The sequence below is a fragment of the Moorena sp. SIO4E2 genome, assembly GCF_010671945.1.
In the GTDB taxonomy this organism is placed as follows: domain Bacteria; phylum Cyanobacteriota; class Cyanobacteriia; order Cyanobacteriales; family Coleofasciculaceae; genus Moorena; species Moorena producens.
This window is the reverse complement of record NZ_JAAHIE010000079.1, coordinates 1-21,427: the sequence shown is the minus strand read 5'-3', so window position 1 is coordinate 21,427 and position 21,427 is coordinate 1. Positions and strand designations below refer to the sequence as shown.

Here is a 21,427-nt window from a genome sequence, read left to right as displayed (position 1 = left end):
GGGGGCTCCAGTTGAGTGGGTTCCGGAAGTTGGGACGGTTTTTCTATACCATTTGGAGGTTTTACTTGAGCACTCCCTTCGATGCTATCCGGTGATAGTTGGGGTGGCTTTGGGGTTTGGGAAGGTAACTCTGCGGCTGTTGAATCTACCGGAACCACTAGTTTAGTAGGTTTAGTAGGTACTGCCACCTGGGTTGGTGATGCATCTACCGGAACCACTAGTTTAGTAGGTACTGCCACCTGGGTTGGTGAAGAATTGTTCACCGAGAGAGTGGTAGGCACAGACTGCACAAGCGATGCAGCGCGGTCTTGGGGAGGCAGCGCGGTCTTGGGGGTTCCCCCCATGAGCGACTGCCGTGGGTTTCCCCCACTCGCTATTGCATCAAGAACACTCTTGGTGGGTACTGCCACCTGGGTCCCGGAAGAGTGAAGCACCAAGGCAGTCCTTGGTTTTGCCTGGACAGCAATTGTTTCAGGAACCGCTGGTTCAGGTGTTTTTACGTCACTGGAATTCTGTTGAGGTGCATCCGGTAGGGACTGAATGGTTTGCCCACGGGTTGGTTTGGATACACCAATACTGGCAGTAGCAGCAATGATCGCTGCTAACAAGGGAGATAAACGCATTGTGTTGTTTGTTTTTGACACTTCCACACACCATTCCTATTGGGTCATTGGTCATTGGTAAACTCTCAGTAAGCCATTGATTACTGGTTGACGGAGGGCTAACAACTCCAGTGCCATAGGAGCAACTATTATATTAGTTATTAGTTGTCAGCCACAGTACCATGACTGAACACTTGACCTAAGCAAGCAATGCGCATGCCTGTTGTCTATTTTCGTTCGTCTGTGGTTATTTTTACCAATGTGCTAAATTTTTTTGGGTTACGGGTTAACGATGGCATCAATCCCGTCACTTGTTTTTACCCTGTCAGATCTAGTCAGAGGCTGATTAGAGTTTGCTCTCAAGAACTTTTTGTAGGACTTGCTGATAGGCTTGTTCTACATTTCCCAAGTCCTTGCGAAATCGGTCTTTGTCCATCACTCGACGCTCCGGATCAGTTTCGGCTTGGTTCCAAAGGCGGCAGGTATCAGGACTGATTTCATCGGCTAATAGTAGTTCTTCAGACGGGGTTAGACCAAACTCCAACTTGAAGTCTACTAGAGTAATGCCACACTGATAGAAGAAGTCAGTCAGAATTTGGTTAATTCGCAACGCTTGCTCAATCAGTTGCTTCAACTGCTCAGGCGTTGCTAGTTCCAGCAGTAGTAAGCGATCGCGTGTTAACAAGGGATCTCCTAAGTCGTCATTCTTTAAATAAAATTCCACTAGGGCTTTCGGGAGTACCCGACCCTCTGGTATTCCAGTTTGTTGACATAGACTACCAGCAGCAATGTTCCTGACTACCACCTCCAAGGGCACAATTTTTACCTGTTTGACCAACATTTGGTTGGGAGTAGGACGGTCAATGAAGTGTGTAGCTATGCCATTCTCTTCTAAGACTTTGAACAAATGAGATGCGATCGCACAATTTATCTCACCCTTCCCAGAAATCTGACCTCGCTTTTGGGCATTAAAGGCAGTGGCATCATCTTTAAAGTGAGTCAGTAGAATCTCTGGGTCATCGGTAGTATATAGGATTTTCGCTTTACCTTCGTAGAGTTTTTGATCAGGGGACATAATCAGTAAGATGATGGTTGACTGACAATATATTGACAGATATACCAGCCCTAAATGATTCGTAAAATATAGTGGCCACAGCCGACGCTATCGCGTTCGCTTTGGCCGTAGGCCAAAGCGAACGCCGAATCGCGCTTAAAGCAAGCCCAGCAATGATTTCAGATTTTGCATGTTTGACAACTGATTTAGGATTGCTATAGATCTTGACCAAAAATTTTGGGTTTAAAGCCCCGTCCTTCAAGGTACGGCTTTGATTTATAATTAAACCTAGCGGTTTTACGCATATATAAAAAGCGTAGTAGGTCGCTTCGGATAGCTTGAGCTCCGGAAGCAAAGTAGCAAAAATACGCGCATTTTTTATAAATGTTGAAGCCGTAGCACGACAATTGAATAAATTTCTCCCGGTGCACTTTCGCGCACCTTTCCAAACGCCGCCGGGCAGACGGTGTATGCTTGTGGAGGGTAAAGTCGTTGGACTCCCCGAGAAGCAATAATCCTCGCTGCGTGATTCAGGAGGAGTGTCAAAGATAGATTTAGCTATATCCGCGATTCATAAGGGGCTGTGTGCGCCACCTACGGGCGCACTTTATAAGCCCCCTCCCACACTAAACCAATCAACAAAAGATGTGGGGTTTATAACGGATCTAGCTAAAGTTTTTCAGCAAAGCAGAAAGCGATGCAGCAAGGGAACAGGGTACCTAACGCCGACCTGTGGGGGTTCCCACGGGTAAAACAGCGGTGCATTCACCTAGTGTCTCCAAAGGAGAATCGTGGTGTTTCGCAAACAGACACAAAACCACTCGCCCTTTGCATCAAGACAATGCCCTTGTGTTTTGGGCAGTACCGTAAAACCTGATGTCTATTACAGCAATCACAATCAGACAAAATCCGAAATTTGGTGGAGCGTGAGTTATCCTTTAATCAGTTAAGTTAAGGTTAGGTTAAAAACGTCTGGTGCAGGCAATAGCTATGGTAGATCCATCTGATTTTTTACACCCTCACAGTCCCTATCACGGTCAGTTCAAGCCAGAAAACGTGGTTTTTAACGCTAATTTACAGGAATTTGCTCAAAAAGTCAGCTACATCTGTAATCTGGAAACTGCTGGTAAGCTGCCTCCAAAAGAGGCTTACCAGCAGATTAAAAAACTCTGGAAAGAGTTGAAACAAAGCAAAAAGAGCCTGGGTATATAAAGGATGAAATACGTCATTCTTTACTTCGTGGTCATCGTGTAAACTCCATCCCAGGAATCATCAGGAGGATGATCACAATAGTTTTTAGCTCGGTTAATATGGGTCTTGACAGGCCGGTCATTTGGTTGTATATCTAGTGCATCAGTAAAATACTTGAGTGCCTGGTGAAAGTCTCGTTTGATGTAAGCATTACGCCCTGCTTGATACAAATCCAAGAACCGTTTTCTTTTATCGCTAAGGGATACGTCGGTTTTGCCAATTAATTCATAAATCCTAACCGCTTGGTTTTTACCTTTGACCCGGATTTGATCTAACTCCCGCACCACAATGCGATCGCGGCACAAATTATAGGTAGACTCACTCAAGATAATGTCGCAGCCATACTCTTTGGTAACGCTTTCGAGACGAGCACTTAGATTCACCCCATCTCCAATAACCGTATAGTCCATCCGTTTTTGGGAGCCGATATTGCCGGAAACCACTTCTCCAGAACTAATTCCCATTCCAATCCGGATTTCAGGTTGGTTGTTACGACTGCGATTGGAATTAAATTTTGCTAAGCGTGAGCGCATATCTAGAGCTGATTTGACAGCCTTCCAAGCATGATTTGGCAGGGGTAAAGGTGCTCCAAACACCGCCATCAAGGCATCTCCAATAAACTTGTCCAAGGTGCCATCATGATTGAATACAGCCTCTACCATGGTTTCAAAATACTTGTTGAGCAACGATACCACCTCTGTTGCTCCGAGATGTTCTGTTAGGTTTGTGTAGCCCCGGATATCGGAAAATAGAATTGTTACTTCTTGCTTCTTGCCCTGCATTAAGGTATCTTCCCCTAGGGCTAAGACTTGATCAGCAACCCGTGGAGTCATGTAGCGATACATGGCTGTCTTCATACGCTTCTCACGAGTCATATCTTCTAGAACCACTAACCCACCTCGCACACTTCCCTCTGGGTTGAGCAAAGGATTGACGCTTAGGTTGAGACTGCGTTCAATTTCCTGAACTTGGTATTTTGACAAATAATAAGTAGATGAAGATTCCGTGTGGGGTGTTTCATTCCAGGGTACATAAACATTCGGGTCATCCCACTTTGGCATTGCCAGCACCATCGATGGTGATCCTAAATCCCCTTGAGGAGCTTTATACAGACCAATCTTCAGAGTTTGTTCTGGCATATAATGCCGAGTCCCTGTAGCCAAGCTATCTTGCCAACGCCACTGGAGATTTTCAATCGGTACTACATCCCAGATGTATCGACCAGTGAGCTTAGACTGCCAGAATTTCCAATCGGGACTGCCTTTTCTACGATTAGGACCACCTAGGAACTTGATGGCTGCATCATTGATCATCACAATTCGTCCCTGCATGTCAGTGGAAATCACTGCGTCGGTTAGACTTTGCAGGATATCTTGCTGATATTGCTTTTCAATCAGGACCCTTTCAAACAGCTGGGCATTTTCCAGAGCTATGCCTGCCTGAATATTAAACGCCCGCATAAACTCTTGATCAGAGCTGGTAAAGTAGCCTTGGTGCTTGTTGATTAACTGGGTCACACCGATTAATTTATTTTTGGAGTTAAATACCGGCATACAAAGAATACTTTCGGTGCGATAACCGGTTTGTTTGTCAGTGGTCGGGTCAAAACGGTCGTCTTTATAGGCATCTGGAATATTGAGCGGCTCACCAGTGGATGCTACATAACCAGCAATACCTCGGTTGGCTGGTATTCGGATTTCTATGGTGTTTTGTCCATCCGCTGTAGCTACCTTACTCCAAAGTTCGTTGCGTTCTTGGCATAGCAAAAATAGCGTAGAGCGGTCCGCTTGCATTAGATCCCGAGCCTGCTCCATCACTAAACTTAGGGTTTGTTCGAGCTTCAGGCTCTTCCCCAGAGACTCAGTTGCCTTGAGCAGAGCAATCACTCCCCTTTGGTTACGAGCTGCCTGTTGAAATGATTGGCAGGCTTCGAGGATGATGCCAAGGTCGTCGGCAAAGTTCTCAAATTGCTTTTCGTTGGTACTATCGAAGGGCACACCGCCAGTTTTATTCAAAAAATTTATTACAGCAATCACCTGGTTATTGCGATTAAAAATTGGCATACACAGGAGGCTTTGGGTACGATAGCCAGGGATTTCGTCAAATTCTGGGTTAAATAGGGGATGATGGTAAGCAACTGACGTATTGAAAGACTTGCCAGTGGCAGCAACATGACCCACAACACCCTGATTGTGGGGAATCCGGCGTTCTATGGTTTTGTCCGTGTGAGGTTGGGGGATGTTTGCCCATAGTTGACCTGTGTCGGTGTCAACCATGAAAATAGTGGCTTGGTCTGCCTGTAGGACTTGACCAACTTTTAGGGTTAAAGCCTCTATAACCTGCTCTAGCCGAGTTTCCAGAGCATCATTATTGATCAGTGCGATCGCTCCCAGAAACTGTTGAAAATCAGCAGCAAAGAAATCTAACCAGCAGCTAAATTGAGGAATGGATAGGGTTTTGATGCGGTCAATTAGATGGCTGGTTTGTGAGGGTTGAGTTAACTGAGATAATGTAGCAGTAACACTACTGGTATTCGGTCTTGTCATACTTCGTCTGCTCCTGCCTTTGGAGGCGCGTGAGGGCAAGTCAACTGGGCAGATAAGAATTGCTGCGTTGATAAGTCTTCTATCGTCTTTGACTTCAAGAACATGAATTGACACCCTGGCTATAAGTAGATCTGAGGATATACCTATCCTGATTACAAGTTTGGCATATCTCTACAGTCAAAATCAGTACCCTAGGGGGTACTTTCTAGACTATAGGTTTCCCTAAAACTGTTAAGGATTGTACAATTACAATAGTTAAGTTTTCGATAAGATTTTGTAATAAAGTCAGTAAGCTCAACCCCATTACGCCCCCTGAGACCCTGAAACCCTTCCTTGACATGCTCCCTATGACTAGGCATAAACCCTTGAATTAGGCAGGCTTAATTAAGCCTTAGGTGATTAAAACTTCACACCTAACACCTAAAACCGCTACTGGTGTCAGACCTGTGGGATGCTTACCTCAATGTCGGGAGGAGGATGTGGTTGTCTATGAAGATCTCAAGATACAAAACATGGTCAAGAATCATCATTTGGCTAAGTCGATTTCTGATCCAGGTTGGTATCAATTCACCCAATGGTTAGAATACTTTGGAAAAATCTGGGATAAAACTGTGATATCGGTCAACCTCCACTTCACATCTGCCGATTGTTCTAACTGTGGTTATCGGGTGAAAACATCCCTCAGCACCCGGACTCATAAATGTCCTCGTTGTCATCTAGAAATCTGTCGTGATCCCAACGCAGCTCTCAACATTTTGAAGCGGGGATTAGAGGTTTTAGGTGTTGAGTACAACAGTACCCTAGGGCATAGGAAACTGCCGTTAATACGGAAACGCGCAGGCGTGAGTTCGACCGCTGTTGATGAAGGGAAACCTAATTCAAGAAGTTGTCTGATTGAACCTTGAATCACATATTGTGAGAATCCCCCGTTATCATCTCCGATTTAACGGGGGAGTATGTCAAGCAGCGGAAGACATGGATTCGGAAAACACGATAGTCTGGTAGTAATGTTGCAATTGGCGTGTAGCAGCTGACCAACTCCAGCGTTCAGCTTCTGCTCTAGCATTGCGGCGCAGAGTTTCCCGTTCCTGCTGTTGTGCTAAGAGACGCTGGGTTGCTGCGATCGCTCCTTGCTCATCTGCTGGATCGTATAAATACCCATTCATCCCATCCGTGACAATATCGGGAATCCCTCCAGAGTTGGCTGCTACCACAGGACAACCTGCTGCCATCGCTTCTAGTAAGACTAGTCCTAAGGTTTCTGTCCTAGAAGGAAAGATAAATGCATCAGCAGAGGCAAAGGCCGATCCGAGGGTTGTACCGGTAAGGTAACCCACGAAATGAGTCGGGGTGCCAGCAAAGTGTGCTTCTAGTTCCTTACGGTGGGGTCCATCCCCTACTAATGCTAGGCAAGCGTTGGGAATTGCTTCTAGCACTAGCTTGATCCGCTCAATTTCTTTTTCAGCAGAAAGACGGCCTACATAAAGGAGTATGGGGCTGTCTGGATTTCCTTGGGAAAGATGCGATCGCATTTGGGATGAAGCTAACTCTGGTTGGAACGTTTCCGTATCCACACCTCGCTGCCACAAGTCTACTCGCTCAACACCATGGTCTCTTAATTCCTGTACCATAGCATTAGAGGTACACAAATTCAGCTCAGCTTGATTGTGACTAACCTTAATTAACTCCCACATAACTCCTTCGAGCATACCCAATCCGTAGTGCTGGAGGTACTGAGGTAAATGGGTGTGGTAGGAGGCGACCAAGGGAATATTCATCACCTTGGCATAATACAGCCCTCCCAACCCTAATACTGCTGGGTTGACAACATGGATCAAATCTGGCTGAAACTTTTCTAATACCCCACCAATGGAGGGTCGTGGCAGGGCTAGCTTTAATTCCGGATACAGGGGTAGGGGAAAGCCAGAAACACCGTAAATTTTGGCTCCTTTGTAGGCTTTTAGTCCCCCTTCTGGGCATATAACTAGCACTTGGTCACCGTTACGCTGCAGATGTTCCACCGTGTGGCGCAACCGGGTCACGATGCCATCAACTTTGGGTAGAAATGTTTCAGTAAAAAAAGCAATTCGCATAATTAGTGATTAGTCATTAGTCATTAGTCATTAATTATTTGTCTTTGATAGTCTCTTAATCCAATTTGCTTGACCCTACTCGCTAAATGTATCAGGTTTGGGGCACTTGTTGAACATGAATTAGTTTCTAGGTATTAGACCATTGGCCATGGCGTTTAGGGATTCCAGGACGCCCTTGACTCTAACCTGATCAGTTTGGCTATAATAGTGGTTTGTATGGAACATTTTTTGACCTCAAACCGCCAAGGTAAGAGTTAATTCTTCTATAGTTCAGTAAATTCTGGAGTTGGGATCAGCACTTCTGAAGCGAAGCTAGTCCTGGGTGCAAAGTGAAATGCTCCAGCAATCGAACCCCAAACTAGTTCATCGGTTTGGGGGTCACGTCCCCTGTCAAGACTAATCAATTTTTCTTCCATTACTTCAAAGCTGCTATCGAGATAGGTTTCTTTACTATTGCGCACCACCAAGCAAGCTTTACCTGGTTCTACTTCCGCTTTGAAGCTATGACCAGTCCAGGCAACATTGAACGTGCAACCAGGAAGCTTCTCTAGCTGTTGGGCACTCAGGGATTTTAGACGTTCTAAATCACGGGAAGCTCCGTATAATAGTTTTTCATCCTGAACCTTGTAATTTTCGATTTTGATTTGCCCGTCTAGCTCAACAATCTTTAGCACCCGCACTCGGTAGGGGGTGTTGAGCATATAGTCATAGGCTTGCTCAAGGAACAAGCTACATCCATCTAGCACTGACCAAGGTAGAGGACGCATGCAGACGCGGATGTGAGCATACAATGGTGGATTCTCAAACGCCTGCTCTTGGTTACTAAAATCAGCTGCCATCCAGCGAGCTAAAGTAGCGATATCCGTAGAATGAGTCATTACCAGAAGTGTTGAACTTAGAATAGCGCGAACTTCGGATGAAGTAGTGTTTGATGCAGTTAGTATCTTTACAATACATCGTCTTGATGCAGTCGCTTATGTTTGGATTCTGCATCAAGACCAATGTAAGTATTCAGCTATCAGCTATCAGCTTTCAGCTTATCGGCTACAGATGGTGCTACTTGAAGTGCTTTTGAATAAAATAAGCTGACGGCACCTCAAGTAGCACCATCTGTAGCGCATATGCTTACAAAATCTCGAACTATTAAATTCTCCCGTTCAAGGTTTATCTTAAGCACCTCAAGTAGCGTGAGCTTTTAGCTGACGGCTGACAGCTGACGGCTGAATGCTTACAGACCAATTGCTAAAAGCTTTAGTTGACAAGCGCCCATCATTACCATGATCCGAAGTTCCCTATTCCGTATTTGCTGTCCCCAGCGCTATAGCTGATAGCTTACTGGCAAGAGCTTGGGAATACCTCTGGTTTTTTTGAGCTATTTCAAACCTTTAATCCCAAACAATAGAAACTGTGTCACCTGAGCCTCACTAAAATTGTTATCACTCACCAAAATTAAACTCTGAGTGCCATCACTCAAGCGCGGACCAAGGGTCATTCCCTCTAAATTATCTAAGTAAATCCCCAATTCACTCAAATCCAACAACAACTTTTTTTGCAGGGGCTTAATCTTGGAAATATTACCCTTGAGAGTAGAAATTTTGGTGGTATCGGTTGCTCCACCCATCACCACTTGATAAAGTTTGGCACTGAATCCAAATAAACCATAGGTACGCTCCAAACTCAGAAAATGTCCTGCGGTATCCACTGCTAATAACTCAGTCAAACCGTGAGAAAGGGTGTTAGGGGGGTCTGGCTCGAGTAAGTAAAGATGTTCACTAACCAGCATTGGAGGAGTAACGTCTCCAATCAAATAGTGCAACCAACGAATTCCCGCTGCTTGTTCGGTATCTGCTTCTGGCTGGTCTTGGTGTAGGGAGTACTCACTGGCACTAAATAAGCGAAATGACTCTTGCCCACTTGCTGCAGCTAGGCTGATCGGTTCTAAGGTCAATGCCTCAAAGCCTAAGTTATCCTGGATACCATTACTGACTGTTCCTAGGTCAGTGTCATTCGGTAGATAACGCTGGGGAATTTTTAAGTTTTGCAACTGTTGTCCTGTTGCTATATCAAACTGCCGAATGAATGGAGCAATGCCTTGATTAGTAGCCCCTTCACTAGAGATAAATACAGAATCTTTTCCAGACCAAGCAATCCCTTCTGGATCCAGGGTACCCCTTACAAAGGTCTCACCATTTTTATCTTTGAGGAAAGTGACATCTTCCACTTCTACGTTTTCAATCCCTATGTTTCCTGTATCGGTGGGATTGAAGGTTAGTTTTAGGGTGTAGAATCGAGCCGGAGCTAATCGAGAACGATCATCAGAAACAGCTAAAAAGCGATCGCGTTCCCGATCATAGGCCAATCCTGACAACCCTCCCACTACGGTATTTTTGAATTCCGTTTGGGGGAGTTGATACTCCCCTAAGAAGTTCACGGAAAGGTTGAGGAAGGTGCGTTCCTCTGCTGTGATGGCTGGTAAAAAGCTACAGGTAGTGGTCAGGCTACCCAGGAATATTATTACCACAACCCATAGCATATTTGATAGTTTTTTAGGTTTTCTTAACATTAGGTCAGTCTACCAGTACCTTAACTTACTTGTATTATTACTTGGTTCGACCAGAAGTGTTGATTGTTATAAATTAGGTCTAAAAAAAAGTACCAAGCTGTCTACTAACTATTGGTGCTATTTAAAAATTAAATTATGCTCGCGTCATGTTTTTAAAACAGTTTAAAAAACGAGTCTTGGATAGCTTAACATCTATCCCTAAAAATTACTACCCTGTCTCTTGATGCAGTCGATCATGGTGCATCTCATATTTGTAAAAAAGAAGGTAAGTGTGGGAAGTGTGGGAAGTGTGGGAAGTGTGGGAAGTATGATAATTTTATGATAATTTTGCCTAATTTAATGCATTGAGATGCACCCTTATGCGTTCTGCCCTCTGCCTTCGATACACTTTTATTATGGGTATTTAACCGGACTTGATATAAAATCCTAATGACCGAACAATTGGCAAGAAGTTGACTAGTTTACGAGATGTCTATTACAAACAGACACAAACTATTCACCAGATTGGAACCAAATCCAAAACAAACCTTGGCAAAACATCCTATCCTCTCCTGATAATGTTTGTGGACTAGTTAAAATTTCCACATCTCGATCGGGAGGATAAATTTATACTTGCTGCTGTTGGCGATTAATTAACCATCCCAGTCTTGCGCCATTATCCCTATATTCCCTCATTTTGGCCTGTGTCTTTTCCAGGGAATAACTGGGAGACATTAATTCAACCACAAAATCGGGGCACAAAGGAGCAAATCTTTCTTTTTCCGCTTGAGTCAAAGCATTCCACCGTTCAATTTTCACCCAAGACGCATCTGGAGAGCGCTCTGCACCCGAGGAAAGTTTGAAACCACCGGAAGAGTCAAAGGATTTTCCTAGCTGATTTTGGCGACTCCAAGCTCTTAACTGATACGTTAGATCAGCATTGCGTACGCTAGTTTTGCTACCCGTAGGTGGCATAATAATTAATTATCCTTTAGCTGTACGCTCGAATCTCAAGTCACGGTTAGTTTGACAAAGCTGAAAAAATTGCTTGTCAGTTAAGTCAATAATTAATTCGAGCCTAGCCGGTAAACTGACGGTATTAGGGTTCATCTTATCAGTTTAGATAGTAGCAATAGTTTTCTCAATTATAGTATAGCGCTTTTTAAGCTAGTAAGGTACATTTTTTTTGGTTTTAGGAAGCATGGAGCTAAGGCCGTGGGCCACGCTTTCGGGCTTTGCCCGACCCTGCGCAAACGCCAACGGAGCTTCGGAGCAGTAAAGTTATAAGAGGGAAAATGTAAAAAAAAATTGTACTTTATTATGCTAAAAAAAACGATATTTTATATCATCCATACAGACACGGTTTTAAAGGGATATTAGCTTAGTCCAATCATCGTGTAAAATCCCAAGGATAAGCATAAGACAGTTGGGGGTTTCAATGCTCTGTTAAACTAAATTTTTATTCTCTGTAACAGGGTATAAAAATCAACATTAAACGTTCAAGATACCAATTTTTTTTTTAGGCATTTTTAATTTAAGCTGTTGCGCATTTAAATTGGATATTATTCAGTTAGCAAAAAACCTTCAAACCCTCTCCAATGCTCCCATTACCCCCTTACTAAGGGCAGGGCTGTTTCATTCTTTGGGATAAATTGTCAGGTCAATAAGCGTGAAAGGGATGAAACCTTGAAGAGGGTAGCCTTATTACAAAAACTTAAACCTGTTGCCCATAACCTGCCGACCATAAATGCTACCCTCAACTACTGTAACTTCAAGGGAAGTGGGGTGCTGGGGAGAGGATATTTTTAAGGTGAAAAATACCTAAGGTGCGCTTGACCCATTAAGAATTAAATTCGCGCTATAGGTGCGCGCCAAGGGCGATTTACTCGCCCTTGGGTCGCACCTTCGGGTCGCACTTTTTATTAATAAAAATTCCCCACGGTGCGCGTTCACACCGCTATCTCCCTATCTCCCTATCTCCCTATATCCCCACCAATCACATTTTAGTCCGACAATGAAACAGCCCTGGCTTACTAAGGGGGGTTAGGGGGAATTGATGCTCCCCTGCTGTCAGAACCATGGAATTTAAATGAAGACCAGCTTAAGGCTCTGCCTTGATATCTGGAAATGGTGACAAATCCTGAAAAAAATGGTTATAATATCCCTGTGAAGACAAAACATTGATTAACCCTAACAGGTTGATTAACCTTGAGGAATTTACTTAGAATTGCAGAGGTGGTCTATTCTCTATAAGTAGATTTACGGTTACGGCGGTCAACTCAGCAATTCTATAATCCCATCAGTTATTTAAGGGCAGTAAGGCAATGTATAAGAATTGCGTAATTGACATTAACTCCAAGCCTAATAAGGTTGATAGCGTTTGGCGTCTAGCCGAAACATTATCTGTAGAGGAAAAGGCTGAATTGATTGAGCGCTTGCTTGACCAAGAATCGGGGTTGATTGTGCTTTCAGCAACTACCCACTTCGCTGATTATATCCTGGCCCAGATGAGTCTTTTGTCATCAGAGGGCTTGGTGTACGTATTCAGGAAAGTTGCGGCTCAGCTGTCTAGCAAAGGGAATGGTTTGTAGATTGTTATCATTAATCACCCAGAATTTCCAGTTTGTTATTTGTTGTTGGTGGTTAGTAGGGGCGAACAGTTGTTGGCCCCTACAGTAGTTAGTAGAGATCAAGACACTCTGACTAACGACTAACCACTAACTTCTTTGAGTAAGTGACCAGCATTCAACCAGATTTGATGTAACCTCTACATAGACATACTCCAGCCGCACTGGCTGACGAGCAATGGAATCGAGGGGAATCCCATCAAAACAAGCAATAATATCCTTCAGGTCTAAAGACTCTGGTAGCCAAAAGGCTAAATCATTTCCATAGCGGCGATGAGTAAACCCTAATTCTTGGGCACGAGCGATCGCTTGTTCTTCTTGAGGGGTATCTACTACTACAATTTCTTGAGCGGGAATCTTTTGCCGTAACTCAAGCAAACTCCCCTCTGCTACAATCCGTCCCTGTTTAAGAATACCAATTCTCTGGCAAACACGTTCTGCTTCATCAAGGGAATGAGTCGTCAGCAAAATAGTAATTCCCTGGCGCTGAAGACGTCGAATCAAGTCCCAAATTTCATATCGGGCTTCAATATCTAAGCCTGTGGTAGGCTCATCTAAAATAAGTAATTTCGGCTGATGCACTAGAGCCACAGCAATATTCATCCGTCGCTGCATCCCACCACTGAGGGTTTCCACCGGACTTTTTGCCCGCTCTAATAAATTTACTGCAGCAAGGGCAGCGTAAACTTGTTTAGAGCACTGCTGAGCATCTAAACCATACAGACGAGCAAAGAAATACAAGTTTTCTTGACAACTAAGGGTTTGATACAGTAAATTCTCTTGGGGGGCAACCCCAATCAGCTTTTTCGTTGCCTCGGACACTGGTTGGTTATTGATTGCGATCGCACCACTATCCGCTCGTAGTAAGTTACAGATGATATTGATAGTAGTTGTCTTACCTGCACCATTGGGTCCGAGTAAACCATATATTTCTCCCCCTGGAATATTTAGGGTTAAATCCCGCAGAACGTTTCGATTACCGTAAGACTTATTTAATTTATGGATATTTAGCACTAGTTAAACCTTCAGCAATACTAAGGCAATTTAATCAGACTTTTTTTACGCGGGGACGTACAAGTCGAAAGCCCCGTGTTTTTAAACCGGGGATGAAGACTCACAGCGACTAAAGTCGCCTAGAAAAATAAGCGTAGGTTTCCGGAATCATTGGAAAAGATGATATAGTCTAATATTAGGTACAGGCTGAAAAACCGTTGGCTCAGACGGGAGAGAGACCCGCAACTGATTGACCACAAAGTAGTAATGCCTAGAGGGCAGGGAGAATCCTCTTTAAAAACCCAATCGTCAACTAGCAATTGGCGTGTGAACCCAGGAAAAATCACTTTTTAACAACAAGGTACGGTGGGGCACACCGGAACCTGGGGAAATGGTTAAAGTACCCGTTCGCGTAGCGTCGGCTTTGCCGATACGCCTAAGGAGAACTGCCCTCTGGGTCTGTCGTGAATCGACTAGGAATTTGGCACAGCGGATTCTTGGTTTGAGTACTGTCCTGTTTTTGGCGGCGTCAAAGATGGAACACGACGGTTTAAGGTGGCTCGTTGATCTAGGAATCCCCGTCTCGCGATTAGCGGGGAGTGTCAAGATAATCGGATGATTTTATAGGAGTACTAGGGTAAGCATTCAGCTATCAGCGGTCAGCTATCAGCTAATGCTTCACAGGCTTCTAGCCTGTGAAGCATTAGCTGATAGACTTTTCCCCAGACTTTCAATTCTCATTAATCTCGAACTATTAAATTCTCTCGTTTTAGGTTTATTTTAAGCTGAACGCGTAGCGTGAGCTAAAAGCTCACGGCTGACGGCTGACGGCTGAACGCGCACGCGTGCGCGTAGCGCATATGCTTACCTACTAGGTAATAGATAACTGACCCGACTATACTTGAGTTTATTTCTTTGTGCAAACCTCCTCATTTTTCAATAGTTTAAACTAAGTTACCCTGCACCAAACTCCCGTGGGTAATCACAATCTCCTCTCTACCTGAACCATCCCCTGGTATGACAACCATCCGACTATCACCATCACTGAGGCAAAGCCAAACAAAAACCAGAAATGGGACTCGATTTCCACCAAACCCTTGCCATCAGCCCATACTCCCAGCAAGGCTTCGTTCATATGATAAATTGGGTTAAACTTAGCGATTTCCAGTAACTGTTCCGGAAACAAAGCAGTTGGTAAAAACGCACCCCCCAAAATTAATAGAGGTACACCGAAGGTTCCCACTAAGGCATTAACGTCCTCAGTCCGCCGCGCTAATTGAGTTCCCAGAAAAAATCCCACTCCCACATAAGCAATAATACTCAGGACAATAATCAATACCCCTAACAACACCGAACCTTGAAACCTTGCCCCCAAAAATGCTGCTATGGTATAAACCACTAAGGCTTGACCTGTACCAATGCAGCTGTGAGCCAAAAAAATTCCTAAGAAATAGGATATGCCGCCTAATGGAGAGAGAAATAAACGCTTGAGCATTTGCTGTTCTCGTTCTGAGACTACCGTTGCGACGCTACCCCCTAAGCAGCTAAAAAACAAAGCAGCACCGACAATAGTAGTTGGGGCAGCACGTTCAAATGCTTCAGCGGTTGATAGCTGAGCCTGTTCTGCCATAATTAAACCGTTGAGAAATAGCACAGTAATTGGAAAAATACTCCAAAATAATAGGCTACGCTGCCTTCGCCATAGTTCAATCAAGATTCGCTGTGCTACAGCCCAGGTTTCCCGCCAATATTTTATAATTATCCTGTGTATCATTTTTCATGTGGTAATTGTTACTTTAAACTTTAAACTTTAAACTTTAAACTTTAAACTTTAAACTTGAACCCTAGATTTTATCTTTAAATTACCGATCGCCTATCGATTACAAACAGCGTATCAAGGTCTCTGAGATAATAAAGGGCAAAGCAAGCTGCTAACATTGGCCAGGCTGCAAAAAATAGCAAGTTCGGATCATTAAAGGGGCTTATATATTGGTTATAGGATGAGAGAGTTGATCCCCCATGAAATACTAATACGCTACCATAAGTAAATCGTTTTTTCCACCCTATTAAAAAACTGATGATGATGACTAGCTGGATAGCGCCAATAATAATAAAAATGCTGTTACCGAGTCCACTAATAAAGTAAAAGTTTTCATAGACCGCAGCTGCATGTTCAGGACGCACGAATTTATCGATTGTCCACATCAGCATTACTATAAAAACACTGAGGCGCAGTAGAAACAAAACTAGGGGAATTCGATTAGATGCTCTCATGGTAGTTTCAGAAGTAATAGATCGGAGGTAATAGATTCCATAAAAGAATGATAGATCAGATTATATCTGGTAGCGTTGTTATGTTATACCTAGGCTTGACAATAGCTATGGTAAGCATTCAGTTATCAGCCGTCAGTCGTCCCTACTATGAATCCATGACTTCCGTGACAGAGTATAGTTCCTAAAAGAGGTTGAAGGTTGAAGGTTAAACAGGTTGAAGGTTAAACAGGTTGAAGGTTAAACAGGTTGAACGCGATCGCGTGGCCAAAAGCCAAGGTTAAACAGGTTGAAGGTTAAACAGGTTGAACGCGATCGCGTGGCCAAAAGCCAAGGTTAAACAGGTTGAAGGTTAAACAGGTTGAAGGTTAAACAGGTTGAAGGTTAAACAGGTTGAAGGTTAAACAGGTTGAAGGTTAAACAGGTTGAAGGTTAAACAGGTTGAAGGTTGAAGGTTAAACAGGTTGAACGCGATCGCGTGGCCGAAAGGCCAAGGTTTAATAACCACCTAACCGCTAACCTGTAACCGATAACCGATAACCTGTAACCGATAACCGATAACCTGTAACCGATAACCGATAACCTGTAACCGATAACCGATAACCGGTAACCGATAACCGGTAAAATATAACCAGATTGCGATCGCATTTCCTAAAATTCTGCTAATATCATTCATTGAAGGTAAATTAACCAGCACCCTTAATCATAAGGATTGGTCAACAGCTCAAATCCTTGATCGTATCACCATTACCGATTCAAATCTCTCGGAAACCGCAAAGCACCTAAAGTAGCCTGGCCTTTTGGCCATCCCTGCTACTTGATCCGATTAGCTAACAGCTACCGCTAGCATCTACTAAAACCATCCTGATACCAGGGAATTTCTACCGTAAGTACTACCGTATGTCATTTAACTGTGACATGCTCCCTCTTAAGAGGAAAATCAACAGGAAAAAACTACCCTCTTAATGGCCTAGTCATACCCAAATTCCCTAATGACCTGCCAGTATGATCTGCTGTCTTAATCCTGATTGCCAGAATCCCATTAATCCGGATGATAACCAGTTTTGCCAAAGCTGTGGTAACAAACTAGTACTCCTGAAAAACCGCTATCGTCCGATTCGACCCATCGGAGATGGGGGATTTGCCAAAACTTATTTGGCAGAAGATAGGGACAAATTGGATGAACAGTGTGTGATTAAGCAGCTAGCCCCCCAAATTGAGGGAACAAAGGCACTCAAGAAGGCACGAGCATTATTTGACCAAGAGGCAAAACAATTGCAAAGGCTGGGACAACATCCCCAAATCCCTACTTTGCTAGCTTACTTTGAAGAAGATCAGCGCTTATATTTGCTCCAAGAGTATATCGAGGGGAAAACCTTAGAGCAAGAGTTGGCAGAAGCAGGACCGTTCAATGAAGACAAGATTAAGGATGTTTTATTTGAACTGCTAACTATTCTCAAGTTTGTCCATCAACAGAAGGTGATTCACCGAGATATTAAACCAGGTAATATCATTCGCCGTCCTGCTGCGGCTCAAGGATCTGAAAAAAAGAGTCAGCTAGTACTAATCGATTTTGGGATAGCCAAGCAATTGAGGGCTACGGTAATGGCTAATATCACTGGCACCACTATCGGTTCCTTTGGCTATGTGCCTATGGAACAAATGGAGGGAGGTAAAGCCTATGCTGCTAGTGATTTATACAGTTTGGGCACGACGTGCTTTCATTTGCTGACCAATGTTCATCCTTGGGATTTGTGGAAGAAACAAGGCTATCGCTGGGTAAATAGTTGGCGAAAGCATTTAAAGCAACCGGTGAGTGAAAAATTGTGGTGGATAATGGATCGGCTGCTCCCAGAAAGCTATCAGCACCGTTATCAGTCTGTAGACCAAGTTTTGGAGGTGTTGGAGCTTCAGTCTGCGCCCTCTGCTAATCCCTCTCAATCAACGTCTAATTATCACGAGTCTTTTCGGAATTTTTTAACGTCATTCAGACAAAATGACCAGTTAAAAAAACAAGTGATGATGGGAGGATTTTATTTATTATCTCTAGGATTAATTACTCAAGGATATGGATATTTTCGGTATCAAACCTTTCCCTCTAATCTAAGTTTTTTGATTGCTGGTTTACCCAGCAGTACCTACCTCAAAACTACTCTGAGTGGACACTCTAACTCAGTGCGTTCTATTGCTGTTAGTCCTGATAGTCAATATTTGGTAAGTGGTAGTAATGATCATACTATAAAAATTTGGGATTTGCCGAAAGGTGAGTTAGTCAGAACCCTTAATGGCCATGATGGTAATGTTTATTCCGTCGCTATTACTCCTGATGGAGAAACTATTGTTAGTGGTGGAGATGACAACACTGTAAAGATTTGGAATTTGAAAACGGGTCAGCTAAAAAAGAATCTCACTGGTCATCAGGGTTTTATTAGTTCTGTTGCGATTAGTTCTGATGGACAAACGTTAGTAAGTGGAAGTTATGACCAAACTATCAAAGTTTGGAATTTACCGACGGGTAAGCTTAAACAAACCTTAACGGGGGAAACGAATTGGGTTAGTTCGGTGGTGATTAGCCCTGATGGCAAAACGTTAGTTAGTGGTAATGGGGGCAATACGATCAGAATTTGGGATTTGGATACAGGTAATCTAAAAAAGACCCTCACCGGTCATAGAGATTCCGTTGTTTCTATAATCATTAGTCCTGATGGTAAAACATTATTTAGTAGTAGTCTAGACCGTAATATTAAGATTTGGGATTTAACAATTGGTGAATTAAAAAATACCTTGACTGGACATATATACTATGTTCATTCTCTGGCGATTAGCCCAGATGGTAAAACCTTGGTTAGTGGTAGTGCTAATAATACCATTAAGGTTTGGAATTTAGAAACGGGTGAGTTGAAAAATACCCTCACTGGTCATACAAACTGGGTGAGTTCTCTGGCGATTAGTCCCGATGGAAAAACCTTAGTCAGTGGGAGTAGAGATGATAGTATTAAACTTTGGAAGTTGCCTTAATTTATGACAGTAAGCTGGTGTTAATTTAAAATTTTAGGTTATGAGAGCAAGGGAACAGGGAGCAGGGAGCAGGGAGCAGGGGTAAAGAGTTTTATTTTTTTGATAACTAAATAATATCTAATTGAAATGCACAACAGCTTAAAGGATAAAGTGTAAAGTCTAAGCTGTAAACTGTAAAGTGTAAACCGTTAATAAAATTTAAATGCATACCTGGCACTGGCACACTTGGAACAATTTGCCCTATTTAACGAGTAGCCTATTGAAGCAATGGAATCACGGCTTCTTTTCCTCAGCATTTTCTCCCCGTTCTCCTGAAGAAATGGTCGATGTACTCCAGCCTGATGCCCAGGTGTATCGAGTTAAACAGGTCCACGGCAATACAGTACTGACTCCTGGGGAAATTGAAAGTACCCAAAACGGTGAGCCAGACTCCGATAAACCACCGGCTGATGGTATTATAAGTGAGGAAGCTAACCAAGGTGTTTGGGTTTGTACGGCAGATTGTACGCCCTTACTGATTGGGGATATCGAAACGGGACAGGTAGCAGCAATTCATGCGGGCTGGCGGGGTACTGCTCAACGGATTGTTCCTAATGCGATCGCACGATTGCTAAACAATGGTAGCCGTAAAGAAAATTTACGCATTGCTCTCGGTCCAGCAATTACAGGGGAATGCTATCAGGTATCAGAAACGGTGGCGGCTGAAGTGGGAGCTAGTATTGTATCTACTGATCAAGGGAATACCACTGAATCAATTATGGGGGTTTTGCAGCAGCTAGACGACTCCCCAATATTAGAGGACCCGAAACCCGGACGAGTACGCTTGGATGTGCGGCGAGTGAATGTCTTACAGTTGGAACAATTGGGCATTGATTCAGAACAAATTGCGATCGCACCCCACTGCACTTACTCTGAACCGGAGCGTTTTTTTTCCTATCGCCGTAATCAACTCAAGAAAGTTCAGTGGTCTGGTATTATTAGCTATTGAAGCGTAAGCTATCAGCGTGTCGCGTATCAGCTATCAGCTAATGAACTACAGATTGTGCTACTTGATGTGGTTATGGGCTATTAGGAAGCTACACCGAACAGCTTTTTAATAAGCCATGCAGAGGTGCGACCCGTGGCGAATTTAATTCGCCTACGGAAAACGCACCATTACCGACCTGCGGGGGTTTCCCCCACTCGGGCTTTGCATCAAGAAAACAAGTAAGCATTCGAATAATGCTGAGTTATGGAAAGCACCTCAAGCAGCTTGATCCAAAGGCTGACGGCTGACGGCTGACGGCTGAATGCAACGGAACCGGTACGACAATAGCAAAGAAACGTCCTTAAGTTCATGCCACGCACCCCTAGATTAACGTTTGACCGGGGAACTCTGATTTTGCATCCACCACCGAGGGGTAAAGCTTGGGTGGAGTATGCGACTTGGGATGATCGGGTAGAAAAGTTTCGGATTAGAGGAATTCACTATCGTCCTCTGGTAGAAAGCTTACTCAGAGACAAGGTTGATTTTATTGATGATGCTAGGGAATTTGTGCCTCTGCCACTAGTATCTAGTTTTGAGATGGAACCTTATCCCCATCAACTGGAAGCTCTATTGGCATGGAAGCAAGCCGGTCGTAAAGGGGTAGTGGTGCTACCAACAGGAGCAGGTAAGACTTATCTGGCACAGTTGGCAATGCAAGACACTCCTCGTAGTACCATAGTTGTGGTACCAACCCTAGATTTAATGCACCAGTGGTATGCTCAACTGGAGGCAGCCTTTCCAGATGTGGAGGTGGGAGTGTTGGGGGGTGGTTCTCGCGATCGCACGCCTATCCTGATCGCCACCTATGATAGTGCCACTATTCATGCGGAAACCTTAGGGAATCGGTACGCTTTGGTGATTTTTGATGAGTGTCATCACTTACCTACGGATTTTTATAAGGTGATTGCAGAATATGCGATCGCACCCTATCGGTTAGGATTGACAGCAACCCCAGAACGCTCCGATGGCCGTCATTGGGATCTTAATGGTTTGATAGGACCAGAGGTTTATCGGAAAAGCCCTGATCAATTGGCGGGTTTGGCACTAGCTGACCATAAGGTAATTCAGATTAAGGTGAAGCTTTCCCAAAAAGAACGCGATCGCTATAATTCTTGCATGGCGTTGCGCAATGATTTTTTGCGGACATCCAACATTCATCTCGGGAGTATTAAAGGTTGGCAGCACTTTGTGATGGCAAGTGCGCGATCGCAAAGCGGACGCCGTGCCATGTTAGCTCACCGGGAGGCCAAGGAAATTGCTTTGGGTACCGATGGAAAATTAAGGATTTTGCTAGATTTACTGGCTCAGCATTACCCAGAGAAGATGTTAATTTTTACCAATGGTAATGCTACACTTTATCGCATTTCTCAAGAGTTATTGATTCCCGCGATTACTCATCAAAC

Annotated in this window: 17 protein-coding genes and 2 pseudogenes; 8 read left to right on the top strand and 11 right to left on the bottom strand. The window is 43.8% G+C overall.

Going from position 1 to position 21,427, the window contains the following annotated elements:
* Together F6K37_RS11655 and purC are read right to left on the bottom strand one after the other, a co-directional pair.
* A pseudogene (locus F6K37_RS11655) lies at nt 1-650 on the bottom strand (hypothetical protein); the annotation flags it as partial.
* Nucleotides 651-948: 298 nt separating this feature from the next.
* Nucleotides 949-1,677 (bottom strand): phosphoribosylaminoimidazolesuccinocarboxamide synthase, encoded by a 729-nt coding sequence (purC, locus tag F6K37_RS11650; protein WP_008180181.1) that lies wholly within the window; start codon nt 1,675-1,677, stop codon nt 949-951.
* Nucleotides 1,678-2,646: 969 nt separating this feature from the next.
* On the opposite strand from purC, the gene F6K37_RS11645 reads away from it, so the two are divergent.
* Nucleotides 2,647-2,868: a DUF7219 family protein gene (locus F6K37_RS11645; RefSeq protein ID WP_008180180.1), complete on the top strand. Its 222-nt coding sequence runs from the start codon at nt 2,647-2,649 to the stop codon at nt 2,866-2,868.
* A 20-nt stretch (nt 2,869-2,888) separates the two neighbouring features.
* On the opposite strand, the gene F6K37_RS11640 is transcribed toward F6K37_RS11645, so the two are convergent.
* Complete coding sequence (locus F6K37_RS11640) at nt 2,889-5,453, bottom strand: adenylate/guanylate cyclase domain-containing protein (protein WP_008180179.1); 2,565 nt, start codon at nt 5,451-5,453, stop codon at nt 2,889-2,891.
* Nucleotides 5,454-5,848: 395 nt separating this feature from the next.
* Here F6K37_RS11640 and F6K37_RS11635 point away from each other — a divergent pair, with 395 nt between their 5' ends.
* On the top strand, nt 5,849-6,358 hold the full coding sequence (locus tag F6K37_RS11635) for an RNA-guided endonuclease InsQ/TnpB family protein (RefSeq protein ID WP_008180178.1): 510 nt from the start codon (nt 5,849-5,851) through the stop codon (nt 6,356-6,358).
* A gap of 54 nt (nt 6,359-6,412) precedes the next feature.
* Here the strand turns inward: F6K37_RS11635 and F6K37_RS11630 are convergent, their stop codons facing one another.
* Both F6K37_RS11630 and F6K37_RS11625 read right to left on the bottom strand, forming a co-directional pair.
* Nucleotides 6,413-7,546, bottom strand: a complete 1,134-nt coding sequence (locus F6K37_RS11630; protein WP_287250274.1) for a glycosyltransferase family 4 protein — start codon at nt 7,544-7,546, stop codon at nt 6,413-6,415.
* 263 nt (nt 7,547-7,809) lie between these two features.
* The gene (locus F6K37_RS11625; protein ID WP_287250272.1) at nt 7,810-8,424 is read right to left on the bottom strand and encodes a chromophore lyase CpcT/CpeT; all 615 of its coding nucleotides are present in this window, start codon (nt 8,422-8,424) and stop codon (nt 7,810-7,812) included.
* 46 nt (nt 8,425-8,470) lie between these two features.
* Between F6K37_RS11625 and F6K37_RS11620 the strand changes: the two genes are divergently transcribed.
* Complete coding sequence (locus F6K37_RS11620; RefSeq protein ID WP_287250270.1) at nt 8,471-8,635, top strand: hypothetical protein; 165 nt, start codon at nt 8,471-8,473, stop codon at nt 8,633-8,635.
* A 283-nt stretch (nt 8,636-8,918) separates the two neighbouring features.
* Here F6K37_RS11620 and F6K37_RS11615 read toward each other — a convergent pair whose 3' ends face one another.
* A complete protein-coding gene (locus F6K37_RS11615; RefSeq protein ID WP_287250268.1) occupies nt 8,919-10,079 on the bottom strand; it encodes an esterase-like activity of phytase family protein in 1,161 nt (386 codons plus the stop codon).
* A 526-nt stretch (nt 10,080-10,605) separates the two neighbouring features.
* Nucleotides 10,606-11,198, bottom strand: a pseudogene (locus F6K37_RS11610) (Uma2 family endonuclease).
* A 1,214-nt stretch (nt 11,199-12,412) separates the two neighbouring features.
* Between F6K37_RS11610 and F6K37_RS11605 the strand changes: the two are divergent.
* On the top strand, nt 12,413-12,679 hold the full coding sequence (locus F6K37_RS11605) for a hypothetical protein (protein WP_008180172.1): 267 nt from the start codon (nt 12,413-12,415) through the stop codon (nt 12,677-12,679).
* Nucleotides 12,680-12,805: 126 nt separating this feature from the next.
* Here the strand turns inward: F6K37_RS11605 and F6K37_RS11600 are convergent, their stop codons facing one another.
* The 3 genes from F6K37_RS11600 to F6K37_RS11590 all read right to left on the bottom strand — a co-directional run bounded on the left by F6K37_RS11600 (nt 12,806) and on the right by F6K37_RS11590 (nt 15,982).
* Nucleotides 12,806-13,729 (bottom strand): ABC transporter ATP-binding protein, encoded by a 924-nt coding sequence (locus tag F6K37_RS11600; protein WP_287250265.1) that lies wholly within the window; start codon nt 13,727-13,729, stop codon nt 12,806-12,808.
* Between the two features lie 961 nt (nt 13,730-14,690).
* Nucleotides 14,691-15,464, bottom strand: a complete 774-nt coding sequence (locus F6K37_RS11595) for an ABC transporter permease (RefSeq protein ID WP_287250279.1) — start codon at nt 15,462-15,464, stop codon at nt 14,691-14,693.
* A 101-nt stretch (nt 15,465-15,565) separates the two neighbouring features.
* Entirely contained in the window at nt 15,566-15,982 is a 417-nt protein-coding gene (locus F6K37_RS11590; RefSeq protein WP_502887736.1) for a hypothetical protein, read from the bottom strand.
* A 47-nt stretch (nt 15,983-16,029) separates the two neighbouring features.
* Here F6K37_RS11590 and F6K37_RS11585 point away from each other — a divergent pair, with 47 nt between their 5' ends.
* Nucleotides 16,030-16,167 carry a hypothetical protein gene (locus tag F6K37_RS11585; protein ID WP_287250262.1) on the top strand — a complete coding sequence of 46 codons (138 nt, stop codon included), beginning with the start codon at nt 16,030-16,032 and terminating at the stop codon, nt 16,165-16,167.
* Nucleotides 16,168-16,487: 320 nt separating this feature from the next.
* Here the strand turns inward: F6K37_RS11585 and F6K37_RS11580 are convergent, their stop codons facing one another.
* Nucleotides 16,488-16,655: a hypothetical protein gene (locus F6K37_RS11580; RefSeq protein WP_287250260.1), complete on the bottom strand. Its 168-nt coding sequence runs from the start codon at nt 16,653-16,655 to the stop codon at nt 16,488-16,490.
* A gap of 329 nt (nt 16,656-16,984) precedes the next feature.
* Here F6K37_RS11580 and F6K37_RS11575 point away from each other — a divergent pair, with 329 nt between their 5' ends.
* From F6K37_RS11575 to F6K37_RS11565, 3 genes are all read left to right on the top strand, one after another.
* Entirely contained in the window at nt 16,985-18,997 is a 2,013-nt protein-coding gene (locus F6K37_RS11575; protein ID WP_287250259.1) for a protein kinase domain-containing protein, read from the top strand.
* A 202-nt stretch (nt 18,998-19,199) separates the two neighbouring features.
* Nucleotides 19,200-19,985, top strand: a complete 786-nt coding sequence (gene pgeF, locus F6K37_RS11570) for a peptidoglycan editing factor PgeF (protein ID WP_287250257.1) — start codon at nt 19,200-19,202, stop codon at nt 19,983-19,985.
* Between the two features lie 348 nt (nt 19,986-20,333).
* On the top strand, nt 20,334-21,427 hold a 1,094-nt coding region (locus F6K37_RS11565), incomplete at its 3' end, for a DEAD/DEAH box helicase (protein WP_287250254.1).